General features: G+C 67.5%; 22 protein-coding genes and 1 tRNA gene. 9 read left to right on the top strand and 14 right to left on the bottom strand.

Annotation, left to right across the window (positions count from 1 at the left end; genetic code table 11):
* The 7 genes from rho to GXY47_13040 form a co-directional block, all read right to left on the bottom strand.
* Positions 1 to 952 (bottom strand): transcription termination factor Rho (gene rho / locus GXY47_13070; GenBank protein ID NLV32074.1); only part of this gene is annotated, 952 nt, incomplete at its 3' end.
* Between the two features lie 111 nt (positions 953 to 1,063).
* Positions 1,064 to 1,654, bottom strand: a complete 591-nt coding sequence (locus GXY47_13065; GenBank protein NLV32073.1) for a YihA family ribosome biogenesis GTP-binding protein — start codon at positions 1,652 to 1,654, stop codon at positions 1,064 to 1,066.
* A 21-nt stretch (positions 1,655 to 1,675) separates the two neighbouring features.
* Positions 1,676 to 4,072 (bottom strand): endopeptidase La, encoded by a 2,397-nt coding sequence (gene lon, locus GXY47_13060; protein ID NLV32072.1) that lies wholly within the window; start codon positions 4,070 to 4,072, stop codon positions 1,676 to 1,678.
* Positions 4,073 to 4,081: 9 nt separating this feature from the next.
* The gene (gene clpX, locus GXY47_13055) at positions 4,082 to 5,332 is read right to left on the bottom strand and encodes an ATP-dependent Clp protease ATP-binding subunit ClpX (GenBank protein NLV32071.1); all 1,251 of its coding nucleotides are present in this window, start codon (positions 5,330 to 5,332) and stop codon (positions 4,082 to 4,084) included.
* 30 nt (positions 5,333 to 5,362) lie between these two features.
* On the bottom strand, positions 5,363 to 5,935 hold the full coding sequence (gene clpP / locus GXY47_13050; GenBank protein ID NLV32070.1) for an ATP-dependent Clp endopeptidase proteolytic subunit ClpP: 573 nt from the start codon (positions 5,933 to 5,935) through the stop codon (positions 5,363 to 5,365).
* Between the two features lie 21 nt (positions 5,936 to 5,956).
* Complete coding sequence (tig, locus tag GXY47_13045; GenBank protein NLV32069.1) at positions 5,957 to 7,231, bottom strand: trigger factor; 1,275 nt, start codon at positions 7,229 to 7,231, stop codon at positions 5,957 to 5,959.
* Positions 7,232 to 7,305: 74 nt separating this feature from the next.
* Positions 7,306 to 7,390: transfer RNA gene (locus tag GXY47_13040), tRNA-Leu, on the bottom strand.
* A 226-nt stretch (positions 7,391 to 7,616) separates the two neighbouring features.
* Here GXY47_13040 and GXY47_13035 point away from each other — a divergent pair.
* Positions 7,617 to 7,943: a 6-carboxytetrahydropterin synthase gene (locus GXY47_13035; GenBank protein NLV32068.1), complete on the top strand. Its 327-nt coding sequence runs from the start codon at positions 7,617 to 7,619 to the stop codon at positions 7,941 to 7,943.
* A 28-nt stretch (positions 7,944 to 7,971) separates the two neighbouring features.
* Here GXY47_13035 and GXY47_13030 read toward each other — a convergent pair whose 3' ends face one another.
* Positions 7,972 to 8,715: a hypothetical protein gene (locus GXY47_13030; GenBank protein ID NLV32067.1), complete on the bottom strand. Its 744-nt coding sequence runs from the start codon at positions 8,713 to 8,715 to the stop codon at positions 7,972 to 7,974.
* A 139-nt stretch (positions 8,716 to 8,854) separates the two neighbouring features.
* Here GXY47_13030 and GXY47_13025 point away from each other — a divergent pair, with 139 nt between their 5' ends.
* Entirely contained in the window at positions 8,855 to 10,297 is a 1,443-nt protein-coding gene (locus GXY47_13025; protein ID NLV32066.1) for a hypothetical protein, read from the top strand.
* 6 nt (positions 10,298 to 10,303) lie between these two features.
* On the opposite strand, the gene GXY47_13020 is transcribed toward GXY47_13025, so the two are convergent.
* Genes GXY47_13020 through GXY47_13000 form a run of 5 tightly spaced genes read right to left on the bottom strand, consistent with a single transcriptional unit; the run spans position 10,304 to position 13,929 of the window.
* Positions 10,304 to 10,537, bottom strand: a complete 234-nt coding sequence (locus tag GXY47_13020; protein NLV32065.1) for a zinc ribbon domain-containing protein — start codon at positions 10,535 to 10,537, stop codon at positions 10,304 to 10,306.
* Positions 10,538 to 10,593: 56 nt separating this feature from the next.
* Entirely contained in the window at positions 10,594 to 11,214 is a 621-nt protein-coding gene (locus tag GXY47_13015; GenBank protein NLV32064.1) for a hypothetical protein, read from the bottom strand.
* Between the two features lie 24 nt (positions 11,215 to 11,238).
* Positions 11,239 to 12,174 carry a TPM domain-containing protein gene (locus GXY47_13010; GenBank protein NLV32063.1) on the bottom strand — a complete coding sequence of 312 codons (936 nt, stop codon included), beginning with the start codon at positions 12,172 to 12,174 and terminating at the stop codon, positions 11,239 to 11,241.
* 9 nt (positions 12,175 to 12,183) lie between these two features.
* Entirely contained in the window at positions 12,184 to 12,795 is a 612-nt protein-coding gene (locus GXY47_13005) for a LemA family protein (protein NLV32062.1), read from the bottom strand.
* A gap of 57 nt (positions 12,796 to 12,852) precedes the next feature.
* Positions 12,853 to 13,929: a UDP-N-acetylmuramate dehydrogenase gene (locus tag GXY47_13000; GenBank protein NLV32061.1), complete on the bottom strand. Its 1,077-nt coding sequence runs from the start codon at positions 13,927 to 13,929 to the stop codon at positions 12,853 to 12,855.
* Positions 13,930 to 14,065: 136 nt separating this feature from the next.
* Between GXY47_13000 and GXY47_12995 the strand changes: the two genes are divergently transcribed.
* The 6 genes from GXY47_12995 to GXY47_12970 all read left to right on the top strand — a co-directional run bounded on the left by GXY47_12995 (position 14,066) and on the right by GXY47_12970 (position 19,903).
* On the top strand, positions 14,066 to 15,220 hold the full coding sequence (locus GXY47_12995) for a DUF1624 domain-containing protein (protein ID NLV32060.1): 1,155 nt from the start codon (positions 14,066 to 14,068) through the stop codon (positions 15,218 to 15,220).
* 46 nt (positions 15,221 to 15,266) lie between these two features.
* Positions 15,267 to 17,084: a DUF255 domain-containing protein gene (locus tag GXY47_12990; GenBank protein ID NLV32059.1), complete on the top strand. Its 1,818-nt coding sequence runs from the start codon at positions 15,267 to 15,269 to the stop codon at positions 17,082 to 17,084.
* Positions 17,081 to 17,449 (top strand): DUF971 domain-containing protein, encoded by a 369-nt coding sequence (locus GXY47_12985; GenBank protein ID NLV32058.1) that lies wholly within the window; start codon positions 17,081 to 17,083, stop codon positions 17,447 to 17,449. The genes GXY47_12990 and GXY47_12985 overlap by 4 nt, the downstream gene beginning before the upstream one ends.
* A 137-nt stretch (positions 17,450 to 17,586) precedes the next feature.
* Complete coding sequence (locus tag GXY47_12980; protein NLV32057.1) at positions 17,587 to 17,796, top strand: cold shock domain-containing protein; 210 nt, start codon at positions 17,587 to 17,589, stop codon at positions 17,794 to 17,796.
* 31 nt (positions 17,797 to 17,827) lie between these two features.
* Complete coding sequence (locus GXY47_12975) at positions 17,828 to 18,700, top strand: aldo/keto reductase (protein NLV32056.1); 873 nt, start codon at positions 17,828 to 17,830, stop codon at positions 18,698 to 18,700.
* 18 nt (positions 18,701 to 18,718) lie between these two features.
* Positions 18,719 to 19,903: a glycine C-acetyltransferase gene (locus GXY47_12970; protein ID NLV32055.1), complete on the top strand. Its 1,185-nt coding sequence runs from the start codon at positions 18,719 to 18,721 to the stop codon at positions 19,901 to 19,903.
* 1 nt (position 19,904) lies between these two features.
* Here the strand turns inward: GXY47_12970 and GXY47_12965 are convergent, their stop codons facing one another.
* On the bottom strand, positions 19,905 to 21,344 hold the full coding sequence (locus tag GXY47_12965) for an aldehyde dehydrogenase family protein (protein ID NLV32054.1): 1,440 nt from the start codon (positions 21,342 to 21,344) through the stop codon (positions 19,905 to 19,907).
* Positions 21,345 to 21,461: 117 nt separating this feature from the next.
* On the opposite strand from GXY47_12965, the gene GXY47_12960 reads away from it, so the two are divergent.
* Positions 21,462 to 24,399 (top strand): protease (locus GXY47_12960; protein NLV32053.1); only part of this gene is annotated, 2,938 nt, incomplete at its 3' end.

The following is a 24,399-nucleotide window of genomic DNA, read 5'->3' as shown; positions in this document are numbered from 1 at the left end:
CCAGGGCCGTGGCGATGATGGTGATGCTCCCCCCCTCCTCGATGTTGCGCGCGGCGCCGAAGAAGCGCTTCGGCCGCTGCAGGGCGTTGCTGTCCACGCCGCCCGACAGGACCTTCCCGCTCGGGGGCACGATGGTGTTGTAGGCCCGGGCCAGGCGCGTGATGCTGTCGAGGAGGATGACCACGTCCCGCTTGTGCTCGACGAAGCGTTTGGCCTTCTCCAGCACCATTTCCGCCACCTGCACGTGGCGCGAGGCCGGCTCGTCGAAGGTGGAGGCGACGACCTCCCCCTTCACCGACCGCTGCATGTCGGTGACCTCTTCCGGGCGCTCGTCGATCAGGAGCACGATCAGGTCCACCTCGGGGTGGTTCTTGGAGATGGAGTTGGCGATCGACTGCAGCAGCATGGTCTTCCCCGTCCGGGGGGGGGAGACGATCAGGCCGCGCTGCCCCTTGCCGATGGGGGCGAGCATGTCCATGACCCGGCCGGAGAGGTTCCCCGGCCCCGTTTCCAGCTTCAGTTGTTCATTGGGGTAGAGCGGGGTCAGGTTGTCGAAGAAGATCTTGTCCTTGGCGGCGTCCGGGTGCTCGAAGTTGACGGCCTCCACCTTGATCAGGGCGAAGTAGCGCTCCCCCTCCTTGGGGTGGCGGATCTGCCCCGAAACGGTGTCCCCGGTCCTCAGGTCGAACTTGCGGATCTGGGACGGGGACACGTAGATGTCGTCCGGCCCCGGCAGGTAGTTGTAGTCCGGCGCCCGCAGGAACCCGAACCCCTCGGGGAGGCACTCCAGGACCCCCTCGGAGAAGACCAGGCCGCTGGCCTCGGTCTGCGCCTTCAGGATCTGGAAGATCAGTTCCTGTTTTCGCATCCCGGTGTAGCCCGGGACGCCGAGCCCCTTGGCGATCTCCGCCAGCGCGGCGATGTTCATTTCCTTCAGTTCACGGATGTCCAGGTGGCCGTTCTCGCGGCCGCCCGCGTTTCGACTTTGCGTCGTTTCAGGCATGGGCTCCCTCCAGGGGGAGAAAGGCTCCCGACCGCCTCCCGTGCCGGGGGCGGGGAACCGTTATTCGTTTGAGGATGGGACCGCCGCGGTTGCTTCCAGCACTCGTCTCCAGATCTCCTTCGAGCCCGTCCCGGTTTCGGCCGAAGCCATGACGACGGGACACTCCTGCAGGGAGCCGGAAATGGCGCGCAACTGAGCGCCCTTCTGGTTATTGGACAACTTATCGGACTTGGTCGCGACGACGAGCCGCGGGACCCCGAGCCCGGCGAGCCATTCAGACAGCTGGAGGTCCATGTCGGTCGGGGGCATCCTCGAGTCGACGAGGTGGATCGCCAGCGCGATAACGGAGCGGCGGAGGAAATAGCCCTCGATGAGGGCCCTCCACTGCCGGATCTCCGATTTGGCCGCCTTCGCGTAGCCGTAGCCGGGAAGATCGACGAAATAGAAGGATCCGTTGATCCGGTAAAAATTGACGCTCTGGGTCTTGCCCGGGGTGGAACTGGTCCGGGCAAGACCCCGGTTGCCTGTCAGCCGGTTGATCAGGCTGGACTTCCCGGCGTTGGATCTTCCCGCGAAGACCACCTCGGGAATTCCCGGAACCGGGAAATCGGTTTCAGATACGGCGCTTGTGACGAATTCGGAATGGATCACGCTGAATCTTGCGGGAATGGGTCAGTGCGCCACGTTTTCGCCGGGACGCATGCCGCCGATATCCGATATCGGGGTCACCTGGCTCGGCACGGGCTTGCGCTCCAGCGCCATTTCCAGGACTTCGTCCATCGTTTCGACCAGGTGAACCTCCAGGGCCTCCAGGATCTCGGGCGGCAGGTCCTCCAGGTCCTTCTCGTTTTCCTTCGGGAGGAGGACGTTCTTGATCCCTGCCCGGTGCGCGGCCAGGAGCTTCTCCTTGACGCCGCCGATCGGGAGCACCTTCCCCCGCAGGGTGATCTCCCCCGTCATCGCGACGTCCCTGCGAACCGGAATCCGGGTCAGGGCGGAAACGATGGTGGTGGCCAGGGTGATCCCGGCCGAAGGACCATCCTTCGGGATCGCCCCCTCGGGGACGTGGATGTGCAGGTCCATCCTCCGGTGGAACTCCCGGCCGATGCCGTAATCGGCCGCCCGGCTCCGGACGAAGCTCATGGCCGCCCGCGCCGATTCCTGCATGACCTCGCCCAGTTTCCCGGTCAGGGTCAGCTGCCCCTTACCCTCCATGAGGGTCGCCTCGGTCTGCAGCACCTCCCCCCCGACCTCGGTCCAGGCCAGGCCCGTGGCCAGCCCGACCTGGTTGTTTTCACTGATCGCCTGTATCCGGAATTTCGGCCGGCCCAGGAGCTTTTCCACCTCCCCTGGGGTGATGTCGCTCGTCTCGAGTTCCGAGGTGACGATGCGCTTGGCCGTTTTGCGGCAGACGTTGGCGATTTCGCGTTCCAGGTTCCGGACGCCCGATTCGCGCGTGTGCTTGCGGATGATCTCCAGCAGGGCCTCGTCGCCGAAGCGGATCTGCTCCGCCGACAGTCCGCTGGCCTCGACCTGCTTTTTGACCAGGAACCGCTTGGCGATCTCCAGTTTTTCGTTTTCGGTGTACCCCGAGAGCTGGATGACTTCCATCCGGTCCTGCAGCGCCCGCGGAATGGTGTGCAGGACGTTGGCCGTCGCGATGAACATCACCATCGAAAGATCGAACTCGGTGTCGAGGTAGTGATCGACGAACATGTGGTTCTGTTCCGGGTCGAGCACCTCGAGCAGGGCGGCCGAAGGGTCTCCGCGGAAATCCATGCTCATCTTGTCCACCTCGTCGAGCATGAATACCGGGTTGCGGGTCCCCGCTTTTTTCATGTACTGGATGATCTGGCCCGGGAGGGCGCCGATATAGGTCCGGCGGTGTCCCCGGATCTCGGCCTCGTCCCGCACCCCGCCCAGCGACAGGCGCACGAACTTCCTCCCCGTGGCGCGCGCGATCGACTTCCCCAGCGAGGTCTTGCCGACCCCGGGAGGGCCGACGAAGCAGAGGATGGTCCCCTGCGGCTTCTTGACCAGGCTGCGGACGGCGAGGAATTCGAGGATGCGGTCCTTGATCTTCTCCAGGCCGTAATGGTCCTCCTCGAGCACCTTGGCGGACCAGTTGATGTCCCGGATCTCCTTCGATTTCTTGTTCCAGGGCACAGCCAGGAGCCAGTCGAGATAGGTGCGGGAGACGATCGACTCGGCCGACATCGGCGGCATCATCTCCAGCCGCTGGATCTCCTTGGTGGCCTTTTCGTGCGCCTCTTTGGGCAGTTTGGCCGCCTCGAGCTGCTTTTTGAGGTCGTCCAGTTCGCTCTTTTCGTCCTTGCGGCCCAGTTCCTTCTGGATCGCCTTCATCTTCTCGTTGAGGTAGTATTCCTTCTGCGCCCGCTCCATCTGGCGTTTGACCCGCCCCTGGATGTTGCGGTCCACCTTGATCTTCTCCATCTCGACTTCGATGATCTCGTTGATCTTCTCGATCCGCTCGCCGAGGTCGACCATTTCCAGCAGCTGCTGCTTCTCCTCGATGCCGATCGGGAGGTTGGCCGAGATGTTGTCCGCCAGCTTGGACGGCTCCAGGGTCTTCATCGCGTTGAGGATGGCGTCGTAATTCACGTGGTGGCTGAGCTTGGAGAACTGCTCGAAAACCGTCTGCAGTCTCTTGACCAGAAGGGTGGTACGGGCGCTCGAGGCGGAGGTCTCCTCCAGCAGCTCCACGTCGGCGACGAAGAAACCCGGGTCGCTCACGAAACGGAGGGCGCGCACCCGCTGGATCCCCTCGACCAGGACCTTGATGTTGCCGTCGGAGAGCTTGACGCTCTGGACGATGGTGGCCGCCGTCCCGACCGCGTAGATGTCGGAGGCCTTGGGATCGTCGACCGAAGCGTCCATCTGGGTCGCCAGAAACACCCGCTTGGAGCCTTCCAGGGCGAATTCCAGCGCGCGCACCGACGAGGGGCGCCCGATCACGAACGGGATCATCATGTGGGGGAAGACCACCACATCCCGGATCGGGATCATGGGCAGCCGTTCGGTTTTTCCTGGCGACAGTTCGTTTGTCATGCTTTGGGCTTATCCGGCCTTTTCCAGTAACGAGAAGACGATGTCCTTGTTTTCGACCATCTCCCGCGTAACCACGAATTCCTTCACCTTCTTCTGTGAAGGCAACTGATACATCACGTCCAGCATAAGATCCTCGAGGATGATTTTCAATCCCCGGGCCCCCATCTTCCGTTCCAGCGCCTGGGTGGCGACGGCGGCCACCGCGTCGTCCGTGAACTTCATCTTGACGTTTTCGAACTCGAACAGTTTCTGGTACTGGCGCACCAAGGCGTTCTTCGGCTTGGTGAGGATCTCCACGAGCGCCGCCTGGTCGAGCTCGCACAGCGACCCGACGACGGGCAACCGGCCGACGAACTCCGGGATCAGGCCGTACTTGATCAGGTCCCGCGGCTCGCACATCTGCAGGATGTCGGCGCTCCGCCCCTTCTTCGGCGTCTTCGGCCCGGACGATTCCTTGTCGGCGACCAGGAAGCCCATGCTCTTCTTCCCCACGCGGCGCTCGATGACCTTTTCCAGGCCCACGAAGGCGCCGCCGCAGATGAAGAGGATGTTGGTGGTGTCGATCTGGATGAACTCCTGGTGCGGGTGCTTCCGCCCCCCCTGGGGGGGGACGTTGGCCACCGTGCCTTCCAGGATCTTCAGGAGCGCCTGCTGGACCCCCTCGCCGGAGACGTCGCGGGTGATGGAGGGGTTTTCGTCCTTGCGCGCGATCTTGTCGATCTCGTCGATGTAGACGATCCCCTGCTGGCATTTCTCCTTGTCGCCGCCGGCGTTCTGCAGCAGCTTGAGGATGATGTTCTCCACGTCCTCGCCCACGTACCCCGCTTCGGTCAGGGTGGTCGCGTCCACGATGGCGAAGGGGACGGACAGCATCCGGGCCAGCGTCTGCGCCAGGAGCGTCTTCCCCGTGCCGGTGGGCCCGATCAGGAGCACGTTGCTCTTCTGCAGCTCCAGGTCGCCCCGCTTCTTGGCCATTTCCAGGCGCTTGTAGTGGTTGTAGACGGCGACGGCCAGCTTCTTCTTGGTGATCTCCTGCCCGATGACGTAAAGGTCGAGAAACTCTTTTATTTCCTGTGGCTTGGGGAGTTTCTCCCCGATCGGGGAGGCGGCGACGTCGTCGGCGATGATCTCGTTGCAGACGTCCACGCACTCGTCGCAGATATAGACCGTGGGCCCGGCGATGAGCTTCTTGACCTCGTTCTGGCTCTTGGAGCAGAAGGAGCACCGCAGGACATCATCTCTATCGTCGTCTTTTTTCAAAGGAGTCCTCCAGGGTAAGGAGCAGCTACCCTACTCTTTTCTCGAGATGACCTGATCCACCAGCCCGTAATCCTTCGCCTGGACGGCGGTCATGATGTAGTCCCTCTCGACGTCCTTCTCGATCCGCTCGGGGTTCTGTCCCGTGTGTTTGGCGAGGATCTGGTTCATCGACTCGCGCAGCCTGAGGATTTCCCGGGCGTGGATGTCGATGTCGGTGGCCTGACCCGCCAGGCCGCTCATGGAGGGTTGATGAATCAGGATTCTGGAGTTCGGCAAGGCGAAACGCTTTCCGGGGGCGCCCGCGGCCAGCAGCAGGGCACCCATGCTGGCCGCCTGGCCGACGCAGATGGTCGACACGTCCGGCCGGATGTACTGCATGGTGTCGTAGACAGCCATGCCCGCCGAAATGGAGCCGCCGGGGGAGTTGATGTACAGGTGGATATCCTTTTCCGGGTCCTCGGCTTCCAGGAACAGAAGCTGGGCGGTGATGACATTCGCTACGTTGTCATCTATGGGAGTTCCCAGGAAGATGATATTGTCTTTCAACAGGCGCGAGTAGATGTCGTAGGCCCTCTCGCCCCGGTTGCTTTGTTCCACTACCATGGGTATTAGTGCCAAAGCTGATCACCCCACGTTAAGTTTAGCATTGCGATAGATGAAATCAAGCGCCTTGTTCCGGCGCAGGTGCTGCTCGAGACCCTCTATCCTGTTCTCCTGCTCGAGTTGGGCGCGCCAGGCGGCGGCGGTCTTGTTCGTCCCCGCGGCCAGCTTTTCCAGTTCGGCCCCGACCTCCTCGTCCGTCACCGGGATGTCCTCCTGGCGCGCGATCGCGTCGAGCAGCATCGACCGGCCGACCGTCTTTTCGGCGTTGGGCCGCTCCGCCTCGAACATCTTCTTCCAGTCGATGGGGGTCCGGTCCAGATCGATCCCCTGGTAGGCCAGGCTGCTGGCCATCCGGTGGGCCCGGGCCGACAGCTCCTCCTGGACCAGGCACTCCGGGACCTCGAGCTTCTGGCGCTCGAGGAGGGTGTCCATAAGCTCCTCCCTGGCTTTCTTTTCGGCCGCCTGCCTTGCCTGCGTTACCAAATCCTCCCGCACCCGCGTGCGCAGGGCCTCGAGGCTTTCGTAGCCGAGGTCCTTGGCCAGCTCGTCGTTGAGCTCCGGGAGCTGCTTTTCCTTGATCTCCTTCACCAGGACCGTGTAGTGGACCGTCTTGCCGGCGAAACTCGGCCGCTGGAAATCCTCGGGGTAGCTGACGTCGAAGGACCGGGTCTCCCCCATCCTGGCGCCGCGCAGATTGCTCGAGAAATCGGCGTTTGTCTGGGGATTGCCCATTTCGAGGGTGACGTCCTCCTCGTGGGTGGGCCGCTCCTCCCCCTCCAGCCGTCCGTCGACCGTCACCGTCAGGAAGTGCCCGTCGGCGGCCTCGGCCCCCTCGAGGGGCACGAACTGGGCCTGCCGCTCGCGGTACGTGTCGATCGTCCGCTCGACACTCTCCTCGGAGACCTCGGCCGGGTCCTGCGTCGCCTCGAGCCCCACGTAGTCCTTTACTTCAAATTCCGGAAGGACTTCGAACGTGAGGGCGAATTTCAGGTTCTCCCCCGGATTGCGCGTCAGCTCCTGGATCTCCGGCTGGGCCAGCGGTTTCAGCCCGCGCTTTTCGACCGCGTCCTTCCAGCAGCGCTCGACCAGCTTCTGGGTGGCTTCCCCGGAGAGGTCCGACCCGAAGCGCTGCCGGATGATCGAGATCGGCACCTTTCCGGGACGGAAGCCGGGGACCTTGACGGTGCGCGCATATTCCCGGGCCAGGCCCGTGATTTCCTTTTCCACTTCTTCGGACGGTATTTCGGCCGTCATGCTTCGCTTGCAGCTGCTGACCTCGATGATTTCGGCTGTCACCTTTTCCCTGCCTATGGTTTACAGTGTGGATGGTGTCGTCGGATCTCCCGATCCGCGCTCGTGTTCGTTGTCCCTGGTGCGAAAGGGGGGAGTTGAACCCCCACCCCTTGCGGGACTGGATCCTAAGTCCAGCGCGTCTGCCAATTCCGCCACTTTCGCAGTTGTCCGTCGTATGTCCGGGTCATATGATTACCGCAGCCGGAGAGGCAAAAGCAAGGGCGAGTCTCTAACCAAACTCGCAATGTAACAAAGGCGGGGTACTCTGTCAATGGAAGCCGGGCGGGTTTATGAAAGCGTTTTTCATAAAAAGCGTCCGCCGGCCCCGGCGCCGATGCGGCTCCGGGCGGGGGCGTGGTAGAATGCAATTTTGGGAAGGGAAGGCGACATGAAACTGGGGGTCATAGATTACATCGACTGTGCCCACTTCATCCCCGGGCACGGCAAATGCGGGCAGCCGCACGGCCACACCTACAAGGTCGAGGTCGTGATCGAGGGGGAGAACCGATCGGGGATGGTCATCGATTTCTCCGAGCTGAAGAAATCGATCAAGGAGGGGCTGGGCCATTTCGACCATAAAATGCTCAACGACCTGATCGAATATCCTTCCGTCGAGAACATCTGCGAGGCCGTCAAGGGTCGCCTGGCCGAGCTCATCCCCTTCCCCTTCACCCTCAGGATCTGGGAAGGGGAGGGGAAATGGGTGGAGATGTAAACCGGGAGGGCCGCCCGGCGGCCCCGTCCTATTCCGAGAGGCCCGGGTAGAGCGCCGGGTTCAGCAGCAGCCGCGCCAGCCCCTTCTCCGCGGGAGCCATTTCCTCCAGGATCGCGCCCGCGCTCCCGGGCTCCGCTTCGACGAACCATCCGTACTCGCGGTCCAGAGCTTCCGCCGCCGGTCTCATCCGGTCGAGTCCCGGAATCTTCACCTTCGGCGGGGGGAGGACCCTGCCGGTCGAAAAGCGCAGGAACTGCCGGATGGAGGCGAGGAAGGCGGCGCCCATCGATTCCATCCGCCTGGTCTTGATGTACCGGTAGGGGACATCGGAGCTTCCGGTCGGGATGAAATCGATCACCAGGGAATAGGCGCTCCCCTTGCGGTGGGTGATCGATCCCATGACGGCCCATTTGGCCCCCAGCCAGTTCGCGGCCGAATTGGCGGTCTCGTCGTTGAAGCTGCGGGCGGCGCCCGCGGACGCGATCGCCGTCGGCATCGTTTCCCAGAGCGGGATGACGACGAAATCGGGATACTGCTGGCTCGCCCTGGCCATGAGGATGGGGGCGGCCATGGCCGCCCACCGCAGCTCCGGGTCGTCCTCGGGCACCTCGAAGGGGAGGACCACGATGCGCACCGGGCCGGTGTCGGCGACCGGCACCTTCCCCTTCTTCGCGCACCCCGTCAGCAGCGGCGCCAGCAACAGGGTTGCCGCCGCGAGCATCAGCAGGCCGGTGCGAGCGCCGGCACGGCGGGCGCCCGCGCTCCCTTTCATCCCGCACTTCCTCATCGTTCCTCTCCCGGACCAGGGTTGTCGAAAATCGGAAGTATAACACCCCTTTCCCGAAAGCGGAGGGTGGAAATCGGGAGATACGAGCGGGGGTAGCGAAACAATAACGGGGGAGGAACGGCCCATGCGGGAAAGGGAGGATCGGGAGGAGGGGGTGGCCCTGCCGATGACGCTTTTCGCGCTGATCCTCTTCTCGGTCCTGGGGCTTTTCATGACCCTCGACGCCGTGACCGGGGTGCGGATCAGCGACAACTTCGAATCTCATACCCGGGCGACCTACGCCGCCCTGGCCGGGCTGGACCACGCGGCCGTGCTCCTCGGCGGCCTGGACCTCGACGCGGTGCTCCGGGGGCCGGACGGCGCCTGGGACGCCTCCCCCGCCGCGGTCGCCGCCGCCCGCACCGCGCGGGCACGCATGCCGTTGCCGCCGCTGACGGCCCAGGTCCTGGACATCGACGCCCCCGGGAGCGCCACGGCCGGACTCCCCGACGACGGGGTTTTGAGCACCGGGGCTCTCGGCGGCGCGGCGGGGACCCCCCTCATCCCCCTCTCGGGGCTCCCCCTGGTCGCCGCCGGCGGTGAGGCCGAACGGGTGCTCAGCCGCTATTTCGTCAAGGTCACCGACAACAACGGCGACCCTTCGGAGCTGGGCGCGGACCCCGGGGACGATCCCTTCACCGACGGTGACGGGGTCGTGATCGTTCGCTCCCTCGGGGTGGCCCGGACCTTCGCCGAGCTTACCGGGGCCCTCGTGCGCCGCAACTCGGTGGCGGTCTTCGAAACCCGGCTCCGGCGCGATCGGCTCTGGGACCCCGGCCCGGCGCTGACCGTCCTCGGTTCGGGCGTGGACGCCCTCCTTGCGGGAAACCCCGTGATCGACGGGGTCGGCGCGCCGGGGATCGGCGCCGTCGACACGGACGCGGGGGACGGAGTCGATCCCGCTTCCATCCTCCGTACGGCCGCGGGCGCCGCCGGGACCGTCGCGGGCGGGGGGCTGGAGACCCCCTCGGTGGGGGACATCACGGCCTCCATCGCATCGGACCGGGGGCGCGCGCGCCTCCTGGACCCCCGGGCCCTCGAGGACTTCATCCATGTCCGGGCGCCGCGGATGGCCGACCTGGTGCTCGACGGCCCGCAGACCTGGAGCGGGGGCGCGGCCCCCGGCCTGGGGGTCTACGACAGCGCCGCCGCCTGGAACGCCCCGGGGCAGGCGCCCAGGATTACGCTGGTCAGGGGGGACCTCTCGGCGCCCGGCGGCTTTTCCGGGGGAGGGATCCTTGTCGTGACCGGGGCGCTCGACTGCTCCGGCCCGATCGCCTGGGCCGGCCTGGTCCTGGTCCTGGGGGAGGGGAGGGTGGATCTTTCCGGCCCGGGGAGCGGGATCGAGGGGGGCCTGATCGTCGCGAACCTCACCCCGGCGGCGGCGGGGGTGGTTTTCGGAACCCCGCGGGTGTCGATCGGCGGGGAGGCGCGCATCCGGTCCGACCCGGCGGCGGTGCGGATGGCCATCAGCCTGATTCCGGCCGACCGGATCAGCTTCCGCGAAATCACCACCGCCGACCCCTGAAGGGGGTCAGTGCCCCTTGCAGCCGGCGCAGCTCGAAGAACTGCAGGAGGAGCATCCGGAGGAGATCGAGTGGGTGCTCCCGTCGGCGGAGCGGGACACGCCGTTGAAGCAGGAATAGACCTGCTCGACTTCGGCCGACCGGCAGCCCGGGCAGCGGATATCCCGTTCCGCTCCGGACCCGAAGACCAGTTTCTCGAATTCCGCGCTGCACTCCCGGCATCTGTATTCGTAAATCGGCATCGTCGTCCCCTGCTGCGATGGTGAGGTCTTCATTATAGCATACGGGGGCGGCGGGGTCAGGGGCGGTGGACGACCCCGTCGGGGAGCTCGTTCACGTCGTCGGGGCGCGGGGGGAAGTGCTCCGCGAGGACCTTCCCGAGGAGGTCGACGGCGGCGCAGATCCCCTCGCCCGCCCGTTTTTCGCGGATCCCGCGGATGATCAGGTCCCTGACCTCGTCCCAGCTCCGGTTTCCCATCCTGGCGTGGATCCCCCGGTCCCCCAGCACGACGACCTCGCGCTCGAAGAGCGACAGGTAGATCTCCACCCCGTTCGATTCGCGCGTCCGGTCCAGGCCGCTCGAGTAGAACTGCATGAAGGCGGCCTCCCGCACCCGGGTGTCCAGGGTCTGCTTCGAGATGAACCAGCGCCTCAGGGGGAGACGGGGGAGGAGGGCATAGAAAACGGCGAACGCGAGCGGCTCCACCGTGAGAATCGTCAGCGCGGTGTGGGGGAAGGGGAGGAGGAGGAAGGCGATCGTGACCGCCGCCATCCCCAGGAGCGCGCCGCGCAGGGTGGCGTGCAGATACCGGCCGGAGGCCGGGGTCACGACGAAGACGATCTCGCCCGAGGTGCGGCTTTCCGCCTTCCGGATCGCCTCCTCGACCGCTTTCTGTTCCCGCTCGCTCAATAGTGTCATGCCGCACCCGATAAGGGGATGGTTTTACCAGCTCCCGGAACTGCCTCCGCCGCCGAAACCGCCCCCGCCGCCGCCGAAGCCTCCGCCGCCGAAACCGCCGCCCCCGAAGCCGCCGCCCCCGAAGCCGCCGCCCCCGAAGCCGCCGCCCCTCCCGAAGCCGCCGCCGAAGGTTCCGGGAAAGCCTCCCGTGTAGCCGCCGCCGGAGGGACCGCCGCGCCCGCCCCCCGATTTCGCCGCCGCCTGGGCCATCGCCCCCAGGAAAAAGCCGGCCACGGCCCCGAGCCCTCCCCCCCCCAGCGCCAGGGGGAAACTCCGGGCGATGAACATGTAGGGGAGAACCGCCCCGGCCGCGGCCCCGATCAGGCCGCCGCCCCATTTCCCCGTGATGCTCAGAAGCCACAGGAGGGGGAAGATCAGGACGAAGAGGACATTCAGGATTCCCGAGGGCTTATCGGCCCCCGCCCCCGAATCGGGGCCGGACTGGTAATCCCCCTGGACGGTCCGGATGATGCCCGTCACCCCCGCGTCGATCCCCCCCGGGAAATCGCCGGCGCGGAAGCGGGGGACGATGTCGTTCTGGATGATGCGCCGGCTGCGGGCGTCGGTCAGGGTCGGCTCCAGCCCGTAGCCCACCTCGATGCGGATGGCCCGGTCCTTCATCGCCACGAAGAGGAGGGCCCCGTTATCCCTCCCCTTCTGCCCCAGCCGCCACGATTCGGCGATGCGCATGGTGTAGGCTTCCAGCAGTTCCCCCTCGAGCCCGGGAATGATGAGCACGGCCACCTGGGTGGAATCGGTCTCTTCCAGGCGGCGGAGCTTCTCCTCGAGCGCGCCCGCCTGCTGGGCGGAGAGGACGCCCGCCAGGTCGGTGACGCGCCGCTCGAGGGTCGGCACGTCCAGGGCCAGCGCCAGCGCACCCTGGAGGAGGAGAAAGGCAAGAGCCGGGACCCGTCGCAGCATCAGATCATCCTAGTCGGTGAAATCGACCACGGGGGCCTGGTCGCTCCCCGGGGCGGACTGGAAATAGGCCTTCTGCCCGAAGCCGAAGAAGCGGGCGAAGAGGTTGTCCGGGAAGCGCAGGACCCGCGTGTTGTAGGCCTGCGCCGCCTCGTTGAACCGCATCCGTTCCACCGTGATCCGGTTCTCGGTCCCCTCCAGCTGACTCTGCAGTTCCAGGAAATTCTGGTTGGCCTTCAGGTCGGGATAGCGTTCCACGACCAGCATCAGGCGCGACAGGGCGCTGCCGAGACCGGCCTGGGCCTGCTGGTACTGCTCGAGCGCCGCCGGGTCGCCGAGCATCTCCGGCGTCATCTGCATCGAGCCCACCTTGGCCCGCGACTCGGTCACCGCCTGCAGCACTTCGCTTTCGTGCGCCGCGTACCCCTTGACCGTGGCGACCAGGTTGGGGACGAGGTCGGCCCGCCGCTGGTAGACGTTTTCCACCTGCGCCCACTGGGCCTCCACCTTCTGCTGCTCGGTGATGAGGCCGTTGTAGACCCCCCAGGCGGCGAACCCCAGGATGGCGGCCCCGATCACTATGATTGCCAGACACCCGATTCCTGCCATCACGCCTTTTGTCATCGCTTCCTCCCGGATCGCTGGGATCCCCTGTGAACAGCCGGCTGAATCCGCTCCATATTAACCAATGAAAGGCTCAAATCCCACAAAGATCGGCTCCGGCTCGAGGTCGACGCCCCAGGCCTCCCGGACCCGGCGCCGGATCTTGTCCATCAGGTCGAGAATGTCGTCCGAGGTGGCCCCCCCACGGTTGACGATGGCCAGGGCGTGCCTGGCCGAGATCCGGGCGCCCCCGCTCGAGGTCTCCGGGCCGAGCCCGGCACGCGTGATCAGCCACGCCGCCGGAACCTTGATCCCGCCGCCGGGGACGGGGAAGCGGGGGATGCGGTCGGTTCCCGGCCCGAGGGCCTTCTCCAGCGCCTCGACCGTCGCCGGGGGAAGGACCGGGTTCTTGAAGAAAGACCCGGCGCTGCGGCTCTCGGGGTCGCCCGGGTTCCACGCCATCCCCTTCGCCCGGCGGATCTGGAGCACAGCGTCGCGCACCTCGGCGAGCGAAGGAGGATCCTGCCGCCCCGCGAAGCGCTCCCCGAGGTCGGGGTAGTCGATCCGGGCCTCCCCCCCGGGGCGCAACCGGAAGCTTACCTCCACGATGACCCAGCGGCGGCCGCCCGGCCGGTTGAATAGGCTCGAACGGTAGCCGAAAGCGCACCCGTCCCGGTCAAAGCGGCGGACCGATTCCTCCTCCAGGCCCCACGCCCGCACGCCGGCGATGACGTCCCCCGCCTCCTGCCCGTAGGCCCCCACGTTCTGAACCGGGACCGCGCCCGCGGTCCCGGGGATCCCGCTGAGGCATTCGATCCCCGCCAGGCGGCTCTCCACCGCACGGCGGACCAGGAGGTCCCACTCCGTCCCGGCCCCGGCATGGAGCGTGGCGCCGTCGGCGCCGCGGCGGATGCCGGCGATCTCCATCCTGAGGACCAGCCCGGCAAAGCCCCGGTCGGAGACGACGATGTTGCTCCCCCCCCCGAGGACGAAGACGGGGCAGGCGCGGGCCCGGGCGAACGCGAGGGCGTCCGGGAGCGCCTCCTCGTCCGCCACCCGGGCGAAGAACCGGGCCGGCCCCCCCACCCCGAGGGTCGTGTGGGGGGCCAGCGGCACGTTTTCCTCTACCGTCAAGGGCGCGCGCTGCTGTCGCATAGGCATCCATGATAGGAGCTTCGGCGCTTGATGTACAGGCGGTTGGCGCAAATGCCCCTTGCCCGATTCCGCGCGCCGGAGTATCCTCCCTCTCTTTTTGCGGCACCCATAGTCTCCAGCTCCGGGGTGGATTCCCATGACCTCCACGGCGGCCCCAGGGCCGCGCTACGGATTCGTCGACCTGCTGCGCGGTTTCGCCATCCTGGTGATGGTGGAAACCCACGTGGTGAACGCCTATCTCCCCCCCGCGCTGAAACAGGGCTCGGAACTTTTCTTCTGGGTCGCCTTCGTCAACGGCCTGGTCGCCCCCGCCTTCCTCTTCGCCACCGGTTTTTCCCTCATCCTGCAGGGCCGCTCCCGGTGGGACGACTGGGTCCGCTTCCGCCCCCCCTTCTGGCGGCAGCTCCGGCGCCTCGGCTTCATCCTGCTGGTCGCCTACAACATCCACCTGCAGGGGTACGGCCTCGGCTGGTACCTGGATAACCGGGACAACGCCCTCGTGTGGGAGCGGACGTTCAAGGTCGACATCCTGCAGTGCATCGTGGCCTCCCTGCTCGTCCTCCTCCTTTTGGCGATCATCGTGCGGAGGCGGAGCCTCCTGCCCTATGCGGCCGGGGGCCTCGGGATCGCGGCCGCCCTGGTCACCCCCTGGGTCTGGGCCAGGGATTTCCGCCCGGACCTGCCGCTCCCGCTGGCGCTCTATCTCAACCCGCACAAGGTGTCGCTCTTCCCCCTCTTCCCCTGGATCTCGTTCGTGCTGGCGGGGGCGTCGGCGGCCCACTGCTTCCTTCGCTCGGTGGAAGCCGAAGCGGTCCCGCGCTACATGAAACGGGCGGCGCTCGCGGGCGCGGGGCTGATCGCGGCGGGGCTGCTCCTGCGCTCCGTCCCCTGGACGCTGCCCGGACACGTCGACTTCTACACCACCAGCCCCCTCTACCTGATGGTGCGCCTGGGGTGCATTTTTGTCATTGTCGCCCTGCTCTACCGGTGCGAGGCGCGCGGGGCCGGGGCCGGGTGGCTGGGGCCCGTCCGGCTCGCGGGGCAGGAGTCGCTCCTGGTCTACGGCGCCCACCTCTACGTCATCTACTCGCTCCTGCGGCGCCAGCTGGAGCCCGTCCTGGGCCTCGAGGCGGGCTATGCGGGCTGCCTCCTCATGAGCGCCGCCATCATCGCCCTGATGCTGCCGCTGGCCCGCGGGTGGCACGCGCTCAAAAAGAGGCGCCCGCGCGCGGTGAGGATCGGGCAGGGGGTCGTCGTCGCGGCGATGGTCGTCTCGTTCCTGCTCCTGTAAGTCTTTTTCTGTCCGGCGCGGGGCCGAACCGTTATAATGGGGGGGCATGAAGATCGCCCTCGCCCTCATCCTCGCTTTCATGGCATCGGCCGGGCCCGCCGGCGCGGACACCCCCGCCGTGGTCTCGGTCCGCGCCCTGGCGCCCGCGGAGGCGCCGGCGCCCGGGGAGACCGCCGAGCTGGAGATCGAGATCGCGATCACGCCCCCCTTCCACATCAACAGCGACCGCCCGCTCGAGGAGTACCTCATCCCGACCCGGGTCGAGTTCGATCCGGTCCCGGGCGTCGTCCTCGGCCCGGTCCGGTTTCCCGAGCCGGAGGTGAAGAAGCTCCCGGTGTCCGAGAGCCCGATGGCGGTCTACGACGGCACCGTGCGGGTCACGGCCGACGTCACCCCGTCGGACCCCGCCGGCCGGGAGAGGGTCCTCGTCAAGGGGAGGGTGCGCACCCAGGCATGCGACGGCCGTTCCTGCTATCCCCCCGTCTGGCAGCCGTTCGAGGTGGAGGTCCCCCTGGCGCAGGGGGAGGGGACCGCGGCCGTCAGCCCCGCACCGGCTTCCGCCGATTTCGGGGCCGGGGGGCTCGGGATGACGTTCCTCCTGGTCTTCCTGGGGGGGCTGGGGCTGGCGCTCACCCCCTGCATCTACCCGATGATCCCGATCACGATCACCTATTTCGGCGGGCAGTCGGGGGGGCGCAGGGGGAGCGTGGCGCTGCACGCCCTCGTGTACGTGCTCGGGATGGCCGTCACCTATTCCGTCCTGGGGGTCTTCGCCGCGCTGACGGGGGGGCTGTTCGGGGGGGCGCTCCGGTACCCGCCGGTGCTCCTGGCGATGGCGCTGGTGATGGTGCTCCTGGCGCTCAGCCTGTTCGACCTGTACGAACTGCGCCTTCCCGCCCCCCTCATGCGCCTGGCCGGCGGCTCGCGGGGGGGATTTGCCGGGTCGCTCCTGATGGGGCTGACGGTGGGCGTCGTCGCGGCCCCCTGCATCGGCCCCTTCGTCCTGGGGCTTCTGACCTACGTCGGCAACCGCGGCAGCGCCCTGCTGGGATTCGGCCTCTTTTTCACCCTCGCCCTCGGGCTCGGCGTCCCCTTTCTCCTGCTGGGGATCTTTTCGGGGAGCCTCCACCGGCTGCCGCGCTCGGGTGCCTGGATGGTGTGGGTCCGGAAGATTTTCGGCTTCATCCTCCTGGCGATGGCCGTCTGGTTCCTGAAAAACCTCCTTCCCGGCCCGTTCCTCTACCCGCTGGCGCTCGCGCTGGTATTCCTCCTGGGTGGGATCTACCTGGCGTGGATCGACGCGGTCCCCGGGGCGGGGAAGACCTTCACCTTCGTGCGCAACCTCGTCGGCACCCTCTTCTTCGCCGCCGCCCTCTACTCGGCCGCCGCGGGGATCGAGGCCGGCCTGGGACGCGCGGGGACGGGGGGCGCGGAGCGCGCCGGCGGCATCGAGTGGATCCCCTATTCCGAAGAGGCGCTCGAGCAGGCCCGGCGGGAGGGGAAGCCGGTCCTGGTCGATTTCTTCGCCGACTGGTGCGCCCCCTGCCATGAAATGGACGCGAAGACCTTCGCGCTGCCGGAGGTCGTCGCGCTTTCGCGCCGCTTCGTCATGCTGAAGGTCGACCTGACGGAAGCCGGGGATCCCCTCGCGGAGAGAGTGAGGGACCGCTACGACGTCCAGGGGGTCCCGACCTATGTCTTCCTCGACCCGCGGGGGGAGGAACTAGCCGGACTCCGGGGGACGGGATTCGAGTCCGGGGACAATTTCATGGAAAGGATGAAGCGGGCGCTTCCGGGCGCCCCGGACCCCGCCGATGCGCAGGCGGGGCCCGGAGAACCCCGGCGCAGGGAGGAACCGATTTGACCCCCATCACGCCGAGACTGGTCAGGCGCGTCAGCCCGAGACAAACCGACATCACCTGGAGCGACGGGCACCGGAGCTCCTACCCCTCCTGGTACCTGCGGGAGAAGTGCATGTGCGCCTCCTGCGTGGAGGAGTTCACGGGGGAGCGGAAGGTGCGCCACGGGGATATCCCGGCCTCGCTCGAACGGACGACGGTCTTCCCGATCGGGAACTACGCCCTCGGCTTCACCTGGAGCGACGGGCACTCGACGGGGATCTACCCCTTCGAATACCTGCGCGCGCTCTGCCCCTGCCCCGAGTGCCTCCCCGGCGGCCTGGACGAGCCCCCGGAGCGGGTTCCGAAGCCCGGTTCCTTCGAAGTTTGATCCTTCGCCCCGCCGATACCCCCCGCCCGCCCGCGCACGTTGCTTTTTTCGGGAGGCGCGTGTATATTCGAAGAAAAGGCGGGGCACGGCCGGTGCCGCGCCCCGTCGGCGTTTCCGATCAAGTAAAAAGAGGCGACATGAAAGAACAAGGCGTGGTCAAGTGGTTCAATAACGAAAAAGGGTACGGCTTCATCCGGCGCGACTCGGGGGACGATGTCTTCGTGCACCATTCCGCGATCCAGGCCGCCGGCTTCAAGTCGCTGGACGAAGGGGATCGCGTGGAGTTTACCGTGACCCAGGGGCCCAAGGGGGCCCAGGCGCAGGATGTCGTGAAACTCGAGGCCTGATCGCCCGGGCCGTCCGCCTTTCGGGGGCGCCATGACTCATCCCGGGATTCCCAGACGACCTTTCCGCGACGGCGTGGAGTTGTCCATCCTCGGACTGGGGGGGATGACGCTCCTCGGCATGACCCAGAAGGGGGTGGACGCCCTGGTGGAAGAGGCGGCCGCCGGCGGGGTGAACTACTTCGATGTCGCCCCCTTCTACGGGGAGGGGGAGGCGGAGCGCAAGCTGGGCCGGGCCCTCCCGGGGCGCCGGGAGAGGGTGTTCCTGGCCTGCAAGACCCTGGAGCGCTCGGCCGCCGGGGCGCGGGCGGAGCTCGAGCGGTCGCTCCGCCGCCTCGGGACCGACCACTTCGACCTTTACCAGTTTCATTCCGTCGCCGGGATGGGGGAGGTCGAGGAGATCTTCGCCCCGGGCGGGGCGATGGAGGCGTTTGCCGAGGCGCGGCGCGGGGGGGTGATCCGCCACATCGGCTTTTCCGCCCACTCGGTCGAGGCGGCGCTCGCCATGCTCGACCGCCACCCCTTCGACTCCATCCTCTTCCCGGTCAACTACGTCTGCTACGCGCGCGGCGATTTCGGGCCGCAGGTCCTCGAGAAGGCGGCGCGGCAGGGGGTGGCGCGGCTGGCCATCAAGGCGATGGCCCACGGGCCGTGGCGCGGGTCGGACGAGCGCCGCTACCCCAACTGCTGGTACCGGCCGATCGACGACCCGGTCCTGGCACGGAAAGCGCTGCGCTTCACCCTTTCCGAGGGGGTGACGGCCCTCATCCCCCCGGGGGACGAGCGTCTCTTCCGGATGGCGCTCGGGATGGCGGCCGGGCTCGAGCCCCTCTCCCCCGCGGAGCGGGAGGAACTGCTCGCCTCCACCCGCGGGCTGCGCCCCCTGATGCGTTCGCGCTCCCGGTAGCGGACTACGGAGGCCGTCATGGACAAGGTGCAGTTCATCCTGGACGAGCGGGAGCGGCTGGAAAAGGCGGGGCTCCTGGTCGGGGTGCGGACCGTCGAGTCGGCCCAGGGGGCGTGGCTCCGGGTCGACGGGCGGCGGGTGCTCAACTTCTCCTCCAACAACTACCTCGGGTTGGCCAACCACCCGCGCCTCGCGGAGGCGGCCCGGCGGGCGATCGGGCACTACGGGGTGGGACCGGCGGCGGTCCGTTCCATCGCCGGGACGCTGCGGCTCCACACCGAACTCGAGGAGACTCTCGCCCGCTTCAAGGGGGTGGAGGCCACCCTTTCGTTCCAGTCGGGGTTTACGGCCAACCTGGCCGTCATCCCCGCCCTGGTCGGCCGGGAGGACCTCGTCTTCTCCGACGAACTGAACCACGCCTCGATCATCGACGGTTGCCGGCTCTCGGGCGCCCCCGTCATCCGCTACGCCCACGGCGACTGCGCCTCCCTCGAGCGGAAGCTCGGGGAAAACCTGCCGGCCGGTTCCGCAAAGCGCGCCCTGATCGTGACCGACGGGGTCTTCTCCATGGACGGCGACATCGCACCCCTCGGGGCGATCGCCGATCTGGCCGACCGGTACGGCGCCCTCCTCATGGTGGACGACGCGCACGGGGAGGGGGTCCTCGGGCGCGGGGGAAGGGGGGTGGTCGACCATTTCGGGCTCCACGGCCGGGTGGACGTCGAGGTCGGGACCCTGTCGAAGGCGTTCGGCGTCGTCGGCGGCTTCGTGGCGGGCCGCAGCGTCGTCATCGACCACCTGCGCCAGAAGGGGCGCCCCTTCCTCTTCTCGAGCGCCCTCCCCGCGGCCGATACCGCCGCCGCCTGCGCGGCCGTGGACCTCCTGGAGGAATCGGACGCCCTCGTCCGGAAACTCTGGGACAACGCGCGTTATTTCAAGGAAAGAATGAACCGGGCGGGGTTCGACACCGGCGCGAGCGAGACTCCCATCACCCCCGTCCTGCTGGGGGAGGCCGGGCGGGCGCAGGAATTCAGCCGGCGGCTGTTCGAGCGGGGGGTGTTCGCCATGGCCATCGCCTTCCCCACCGTCCCGATGGGGAAGGCGCGCATCCGGGTCATGATTTCGGCGACGCACGAGCGCGAGGACCTCGATGCCGGCGTCGGGAGTTTCGTCGAGGTCGGGCGGCAGCTCGGGGTGGTGTGAATCAGTCCAGGGCGACCCAGACAGACTTGACCTGGGAGTAGAGCTCGATCCCCTCCCGCCCCAGTTCCCGGCCGTAGCCCGACTGCCGGTAACCCCCGAAGGGGGACTCGGGGGCGAGCGCCCCGTAGGCGTTGATCCAGACCGTCCCCGCCTCGAGCCGGCGCGCCACCCGGTGGGCCCGGCCGATGTCGCGCGTCCACACCGCCGCCGCCAGCCCGTACATGGTGGAGTTGGCCAGCCGGACGCACTCCTCCTCCCCCTCGAAGGTGATCACCGTGAGGACGGGGCCGAAGATCTCCTCCTGCGCGATCCTCATCGACGGCGTCGCCGCGTCGAAGATGGCGGGCCGGACGAAGCACCCCTTGTCGCCCACCCTCCCCCCGGGGAGGACGGGGATCGCCCCCTCCCGGCGCCCGGTCTCGCAGTAGCCGAGCACCCGCTCCATCTGCGCCGCCGACACCAGCGCCCCCAGGCGCGTCTTCGGGTCGAGCGGGTCCCCCGGCTCGAGCCGGCGCGCCCGCGCGAGCAGCCGCTCCATCAGCTCGTCGTGGACGCTTTTCTCGACCAGGAGGCGGGAGCCGGCGTTACACACCTCCCCCTTGCCGTAAAAAATGCCGCTCGACGCCCCCCGGGCCGCGGCGTCCAGGTCGGCGTCGGCGAAGACGATGTTGGGCGATTTCCCCCCCAGTTCGAGCGACACCTTCTTGAGGTTGCCGGCCGAGGCCCGCACGATCTCCCGGCCGACGGCGGTGCTGCCGGTGAAGGAGATCTTGTCGACCTCCGGGTGCGCCGCCAGGGCGCGCCCGGCGGTCTCGCCGAAGCCGGGGACGACGTTGACGACCCCGTCGGGGAAGCCGGCCTCGGCCGAGAGCTCCCCGAGGCGCAGCCCGGTGAGGGGGGTCTGCTCGGCCACCTTGACCACGGCGGTGTTGCCGGCGGCGAGCGCCGGGGCGAGTTTCCAGGCCACCATCAGGAGCGGGAAGTTCCAGGGGGTGATGATGCCGCAGACGCCGCACGGCTCCCGCAGGGTGTAGTTGAGGAAGCGACCGGGGACGGGGATCGTCTCCCCCCCGATCCTGGGGCACCAGCCGGCGTAATACCGAAAGGTCTCCGCCGCGGCCGGGATGTCTATGCGGCGCGACTCGCCGATCGGCTTGCCGTTGTCGAGCGTCTCGGCGAGGGCCAGCTCGTCGGCGTGTTTTTCGATCAGGTCGCCCAGGGTGCGGAGGAGCCGGGCGCGCTCCCTGGCTTCCATGTCGCGCCACGAAGGGTGCCCGAAAGCGGCGCGCGCCGCCTTTACGGCGTCGTCGATATCGGGGGCGTCCCCCTCCGCCACCTCGGCGATCACCTCCCCGGTGGCGGGGTTGACGGTGGGAAAGGTCCTGCCGGAACGGGCGTCGCGGAAGCGGCCGCCGATGAACAGCTGTGTCGGTCTCGTCATGATCCGCTCCTTTCCCTGGAGCGTATCGTTTTCCGCCCGCGGTGGCAATGGTGCAAAGTCTTTGAATCCGGGGGGGCGGGGATATAAAGTAGGAAAAACCGTCAGGAGGGGATGCCGATGAAATGCCGTTTCGTGCTGCTGGCCGTGCTTGCGGGGTTTTCGATCAGTTGGGGCGCCGATGCCGGGCCCGGGACGCGCCTGCTGCGCTTCCCGGCCATTCACGGCGACCGGATCGTGTTCGGCTACGCCGGGGACCTCTACACGGTCGGCGCGGCGGGGGGGACGGCGCGCAAGCTGACGGCCGACGCCGGCTACGAGATGTTCCCCCGCTTCAGCCCCGACGGCACGCAGCTGGCCTTCACCGCCCAGTACGACGGCAACACCGAGGTCTACCTGATGCCGTCCGGGGGGGGGATCCCCCGGCGGCTTACCATCACGGCCACCCTCGGGCGGGACGACGTGGCCGACCGGATGGGGCCCAACAACATCGTGATGGGGTGGAAGGGGAACGACAAGATCCTCTTCCGCTCGCGCAAGGACGAGTGGAACGACTTCAAGGGGGACCTCCTGCTCGCCTCCGTCGAAGGCGGCCTCCCCGAACCGCTCCCGCTCCCCTACGGCGGTTTCGGCTCCTTCTCCCCCGACGGGAAGCGGCTGGCCTACAACCGCGTCTTCCGCGAGTTCCGCACCTGGAAGCGCTACCGCGGCGGCCAGGCGGACGACGTCTGGATCCACGATTTCGACTCCCGCACCACGGTCAACATCACCGACAACCCGGCCCAGGACATCATCCCGATGTGGGCGGGGGAGCGGATCTATTTCCTCTCCGACCGGGACGAGAAGAAGCGCTTCAACCTTTACTCCTACGACCTGCGGTCGAAGAAGACCGAGAAGCACACCGACTTCGCCGACTTCGACGTCAAGTTCCCCTCGCTCGGGGACCAGGCCATCGTGTTCGAAAACGGCGGCTTCCTCTACCGCTTCGACCTGCGGAGCCGCAAGGCGGTGAAGGTGCCGATCACGGTCGCCGACGACCAGGTGACGGGGCGCGGCGGCTGGATCGACGTCTCGCGCCGGGTGTCCAACTACGAGATCGCGCCCGACGGCAGCCGCGCCCTCTTCGGCGCCCACGGCGAGGTCTTCACCGTCCCGGCCAAACACGGCCGCACCCTCAACCTGACCCGCACCCCCGGAGCGCACGAGCGCGCCTCCAAATGGTCCCCCGACGGGAAATGGATCGCCTGGATCTCCGACGCCTCGGGGGAGGACGAGGTCTATATCGCGCCCCGGGACGGGTCGGGCCCTCCGCGGCGGCTGACCGAGGGGGGGGACACCTACAAGTTCTCCCTCCTCTGGTCCCCGGACAGCAAGAAAATCCTATGGTCGGACAAGAAGCTGCGGCTGCAGGTCGTGGAGGTGGAGTCGGGGAAGGTGACCGAGGTCGCCCGGGCGAAGGCGTTCGAGATCGCCGACTACGCCTGGTCCCCCGACAGCCTATGGGTCGCCTGGGCCCAGGAGGAGGAGACGCAGCTGCAGACGGTCTACCTCCACTCCCTGGCGAGCGGCGCGACCTTCCCCGCGACCGACGGCTGGTACGATTCGGGCTCCCCCGCCTTCAGCGCGGACGGCAAATACCTCTTCTTCGTCTCCAGCCGCACCTTCAATCCCGTCTACGGGCAGAACGAGTTCAACTACTCCTACCGCGACATGGCGAAGATCTATCTCGTGACCCTCGCCCGGGAGACCCGCTCCCCCTTCGAGCCCAAAAGCGACGAGGTCAGGATCAAGGAAGAAGGGAGCAAGGAAGAACCCAAGCCGAAGCCGGAGCCGGAGGCAAAAGTGACGGTCCGGGTCGACCCCGACGGGCTCGTCGGGCGCGTGGCGGAAGTGCCGGTCGAGAGCGGGACCTACCGGCACCTGACCTCCGCCGCCGGGAAGCTCTACTACATGACGCTCCGGAAGGGGAAGGCGGTGCTCGCGCTCTACGATTTCGATAAACTGAAAGAGACCGAACTCCTCGACGCCGACGGGTACGAGATCTCGGCCGACTCCAAGAAGATGCTGATCGGCCAGGGCGGGTCCTACTCGATCGTCGACCTCCCCTCCGCCCGCCCCGACACGAGCGAGCGGCTCGACCTGGGGGATCTCCGGTTCGAAGTCGACCGCGCCGCCGAGTGGCGGCAGATCTTTCACGAGTGCTGGCGCCAGATGCGCGACTTCTTCTACGCCCCCAACATGCACGGGGTGGACTGGGCCGGGATGCGGGAGCGCTACGCCGAACTCCTCCCCTTCGTGCGCCACCGCGCCGACCTCACCTACGTCATCGGAGAGATGATCGGCGAGCTGAGCGCGGGGCACGCCTACGTGGGGGGCGGGGAAGTGCCGCCCAAGGAGCGGGTGCCGCTCGGGCTGCTGGGGGCGGAGATCGAAAAGGACCCCGCCTCCGGGTATTTCAGGATCGTCAAGATCCTCCGGGGCGAGAACTGGGACAAGGCCACCCGCTCCCCGCTCACCGACATCGGGGTGGACGCCAAAACCGGGGACTACATCCTCGCCGTCGACGGCCGCCCGACGCGGGAGATGCGGGACCTCTACGAAGCCCTGGTCCATACCGCGGGCAAACAGGTGAAGCTGCGCCTGAACGGGAAGCCGGAAGAGGCCGGGAGCCGCGAGACCGTGGTGGTGCCCGTTGGCGACGAGCACGGGCTGCGCTACCACGAGTGGGTGCGGGGGAACCTCGAACGGGTGGAGAAAGCCACCGGGGGGAGGGTGGGGTACATCCACATCCCCGACATGGGGGTCGACGGGCTGAACATGTTCGTGCGCCACTTCTACCCGCAGTTCCGTAAAGAAGCGGTGATCGTCGACGTGCGCAGCAACGGCGGCGGGAACGTCTCCCCGATGGTGATCGAGCGGCTCAGGCGGGAAGCGGTGCTGGTCGACATCGCGCGCAACACCGCCCCGAGCCTCGACCCGGGCGGGATGATCCCCGGGCCGAAGGTGGCGCTGCTCGACGAGTTCTCCGCCTCCGACGGCGACATCTTCGCCTACCGCT

Source organism: Acidobacteriota bacterium (assembly GCA_012729555.1).
In the GTDB taxonomy this organism is placed as follows: domain Bacteria; phylum Acidobacteriota; class UBA6911; order UBA6911; family UBA6911; genus UBA6911.
The sequence above is the reverse complement of the archived record's forward strand: the minus strand, read 5'-3'. Positions and strand labels throughout refer to the sequence as shown.

Excerpts from the sequence above, each read along its gene's own strand:
- lon (NLV32072.1), bottom strand. The coding sequence starts at position 4,072 with ATGACAAACGAACTGTCGCCAGGAAAAACCGAACGGCTGCCCATGATC.
- clpP (NLV32070.1), bottom strand. The coding sequence starts at position 5,935 with ATGGTAGTGGAACAAAGCAACCGGGGCGAGAGGGCCTACGACATCTAC.
- GXY47_13035 (NLV32068.1), top strand. The coding sequence starts at position 7,617 with ATGAAACTGGGGGTCATAGATTACATCGACTGTGCCCACTTCATCCCC.
- GXY47_13030 (NLV32067.1), bottom strand. The coding sequence starts at position 8,715 with ATGAAAGGGAGCGCGGGCGCCCGCCGTGCCGGCGCTCGCACCGGCCTG.
- GXY47_13025 (NLV32066.1), top strand. The coding sequence starts at position 8,855 with ATGCGGGAAAGGGAGGATCGGGAGGAGGGGGTGGCCCTGCCGATGACG.
- GXY47_13020 (NLV32065.1), bottom strand. The coding sequence starts at position 10,537 with ATGCCGATTTACGAATACAGATGCCGGGAGTGCAGCGCGGAATTCGAG.
- GXY47_13015 (NLV32064.1), bottom strand. The coding sequence starts at position 11,214 with ATGACACTATTGAGCGAGCGGGAACAGAAAGCGGTCGAGGAGGCGATC.
- GXY47_13010 (NLV32063.1), bottom strand. The coding sequence starts at position 12,174 with ATGCTGCGACGGGTCCCGGCTCTTGCCTTTCTCCTCCTCCAGGGTGCG.
- GXY47_13005 (NLV32062.1), bottom strand. The coding sequence starts at position 12,795 with ATGACAAAAGGCGTGATGGCAGGAATCGGGTGTCTGGCAATCATAGTG.
- GXY47_13000 (NLV32061.1), bottom strand. The coding sequence starts at position 13,929 with ATGCGACAGCAGCGCGCGCCCTTGACGGTAGAGGAAAACGTGCCGCTG.
- GXY47_12995 (NLV32060.1), top strand. The coding sequence starts at position 14,066 with ATGACCTCCACGGCGGCCCCAGGGCCGCGCTACGGATTCGTCGACCTG.
- GXY47_12990 (NLV32059.1), top strand. The coding sequence starts at position 15,267 with ATGAAGATCGCCCTCGCCCTCATCCTCGCTTTCATGGCATCGGCCGGG.
- GXY47_12980 (NLV32057.1), top strand. The coding sequence starts at position 17,587 with ATGAAAGAACAAGGCGTGGTCAAGTGGTTCAATAACGAAAAAGGGTAC.
- GXY47_12975 (NLV32056.1), top strand. The coding sequence starts at position 17,828 with ATGACTCATCCCGGGATTCCCAGACGACCTTTCCGCGACGGCGTGGAG.
- GXY47_12970 (NLV32055.1), top strand. The coding sequence starts at position 18,719 with ATGGACAAGGTGCAGTTCATCCTGGACGAGCGGGAGCGGCTGGAAAAG.
- GXY47_12965 (NLV32054.1), bottom strand. The coding sequence starts at position 21,344 with ATGACGAGACCGACACAGCTGTTCATCGGCGGCCGCTTCCGCGACGCC.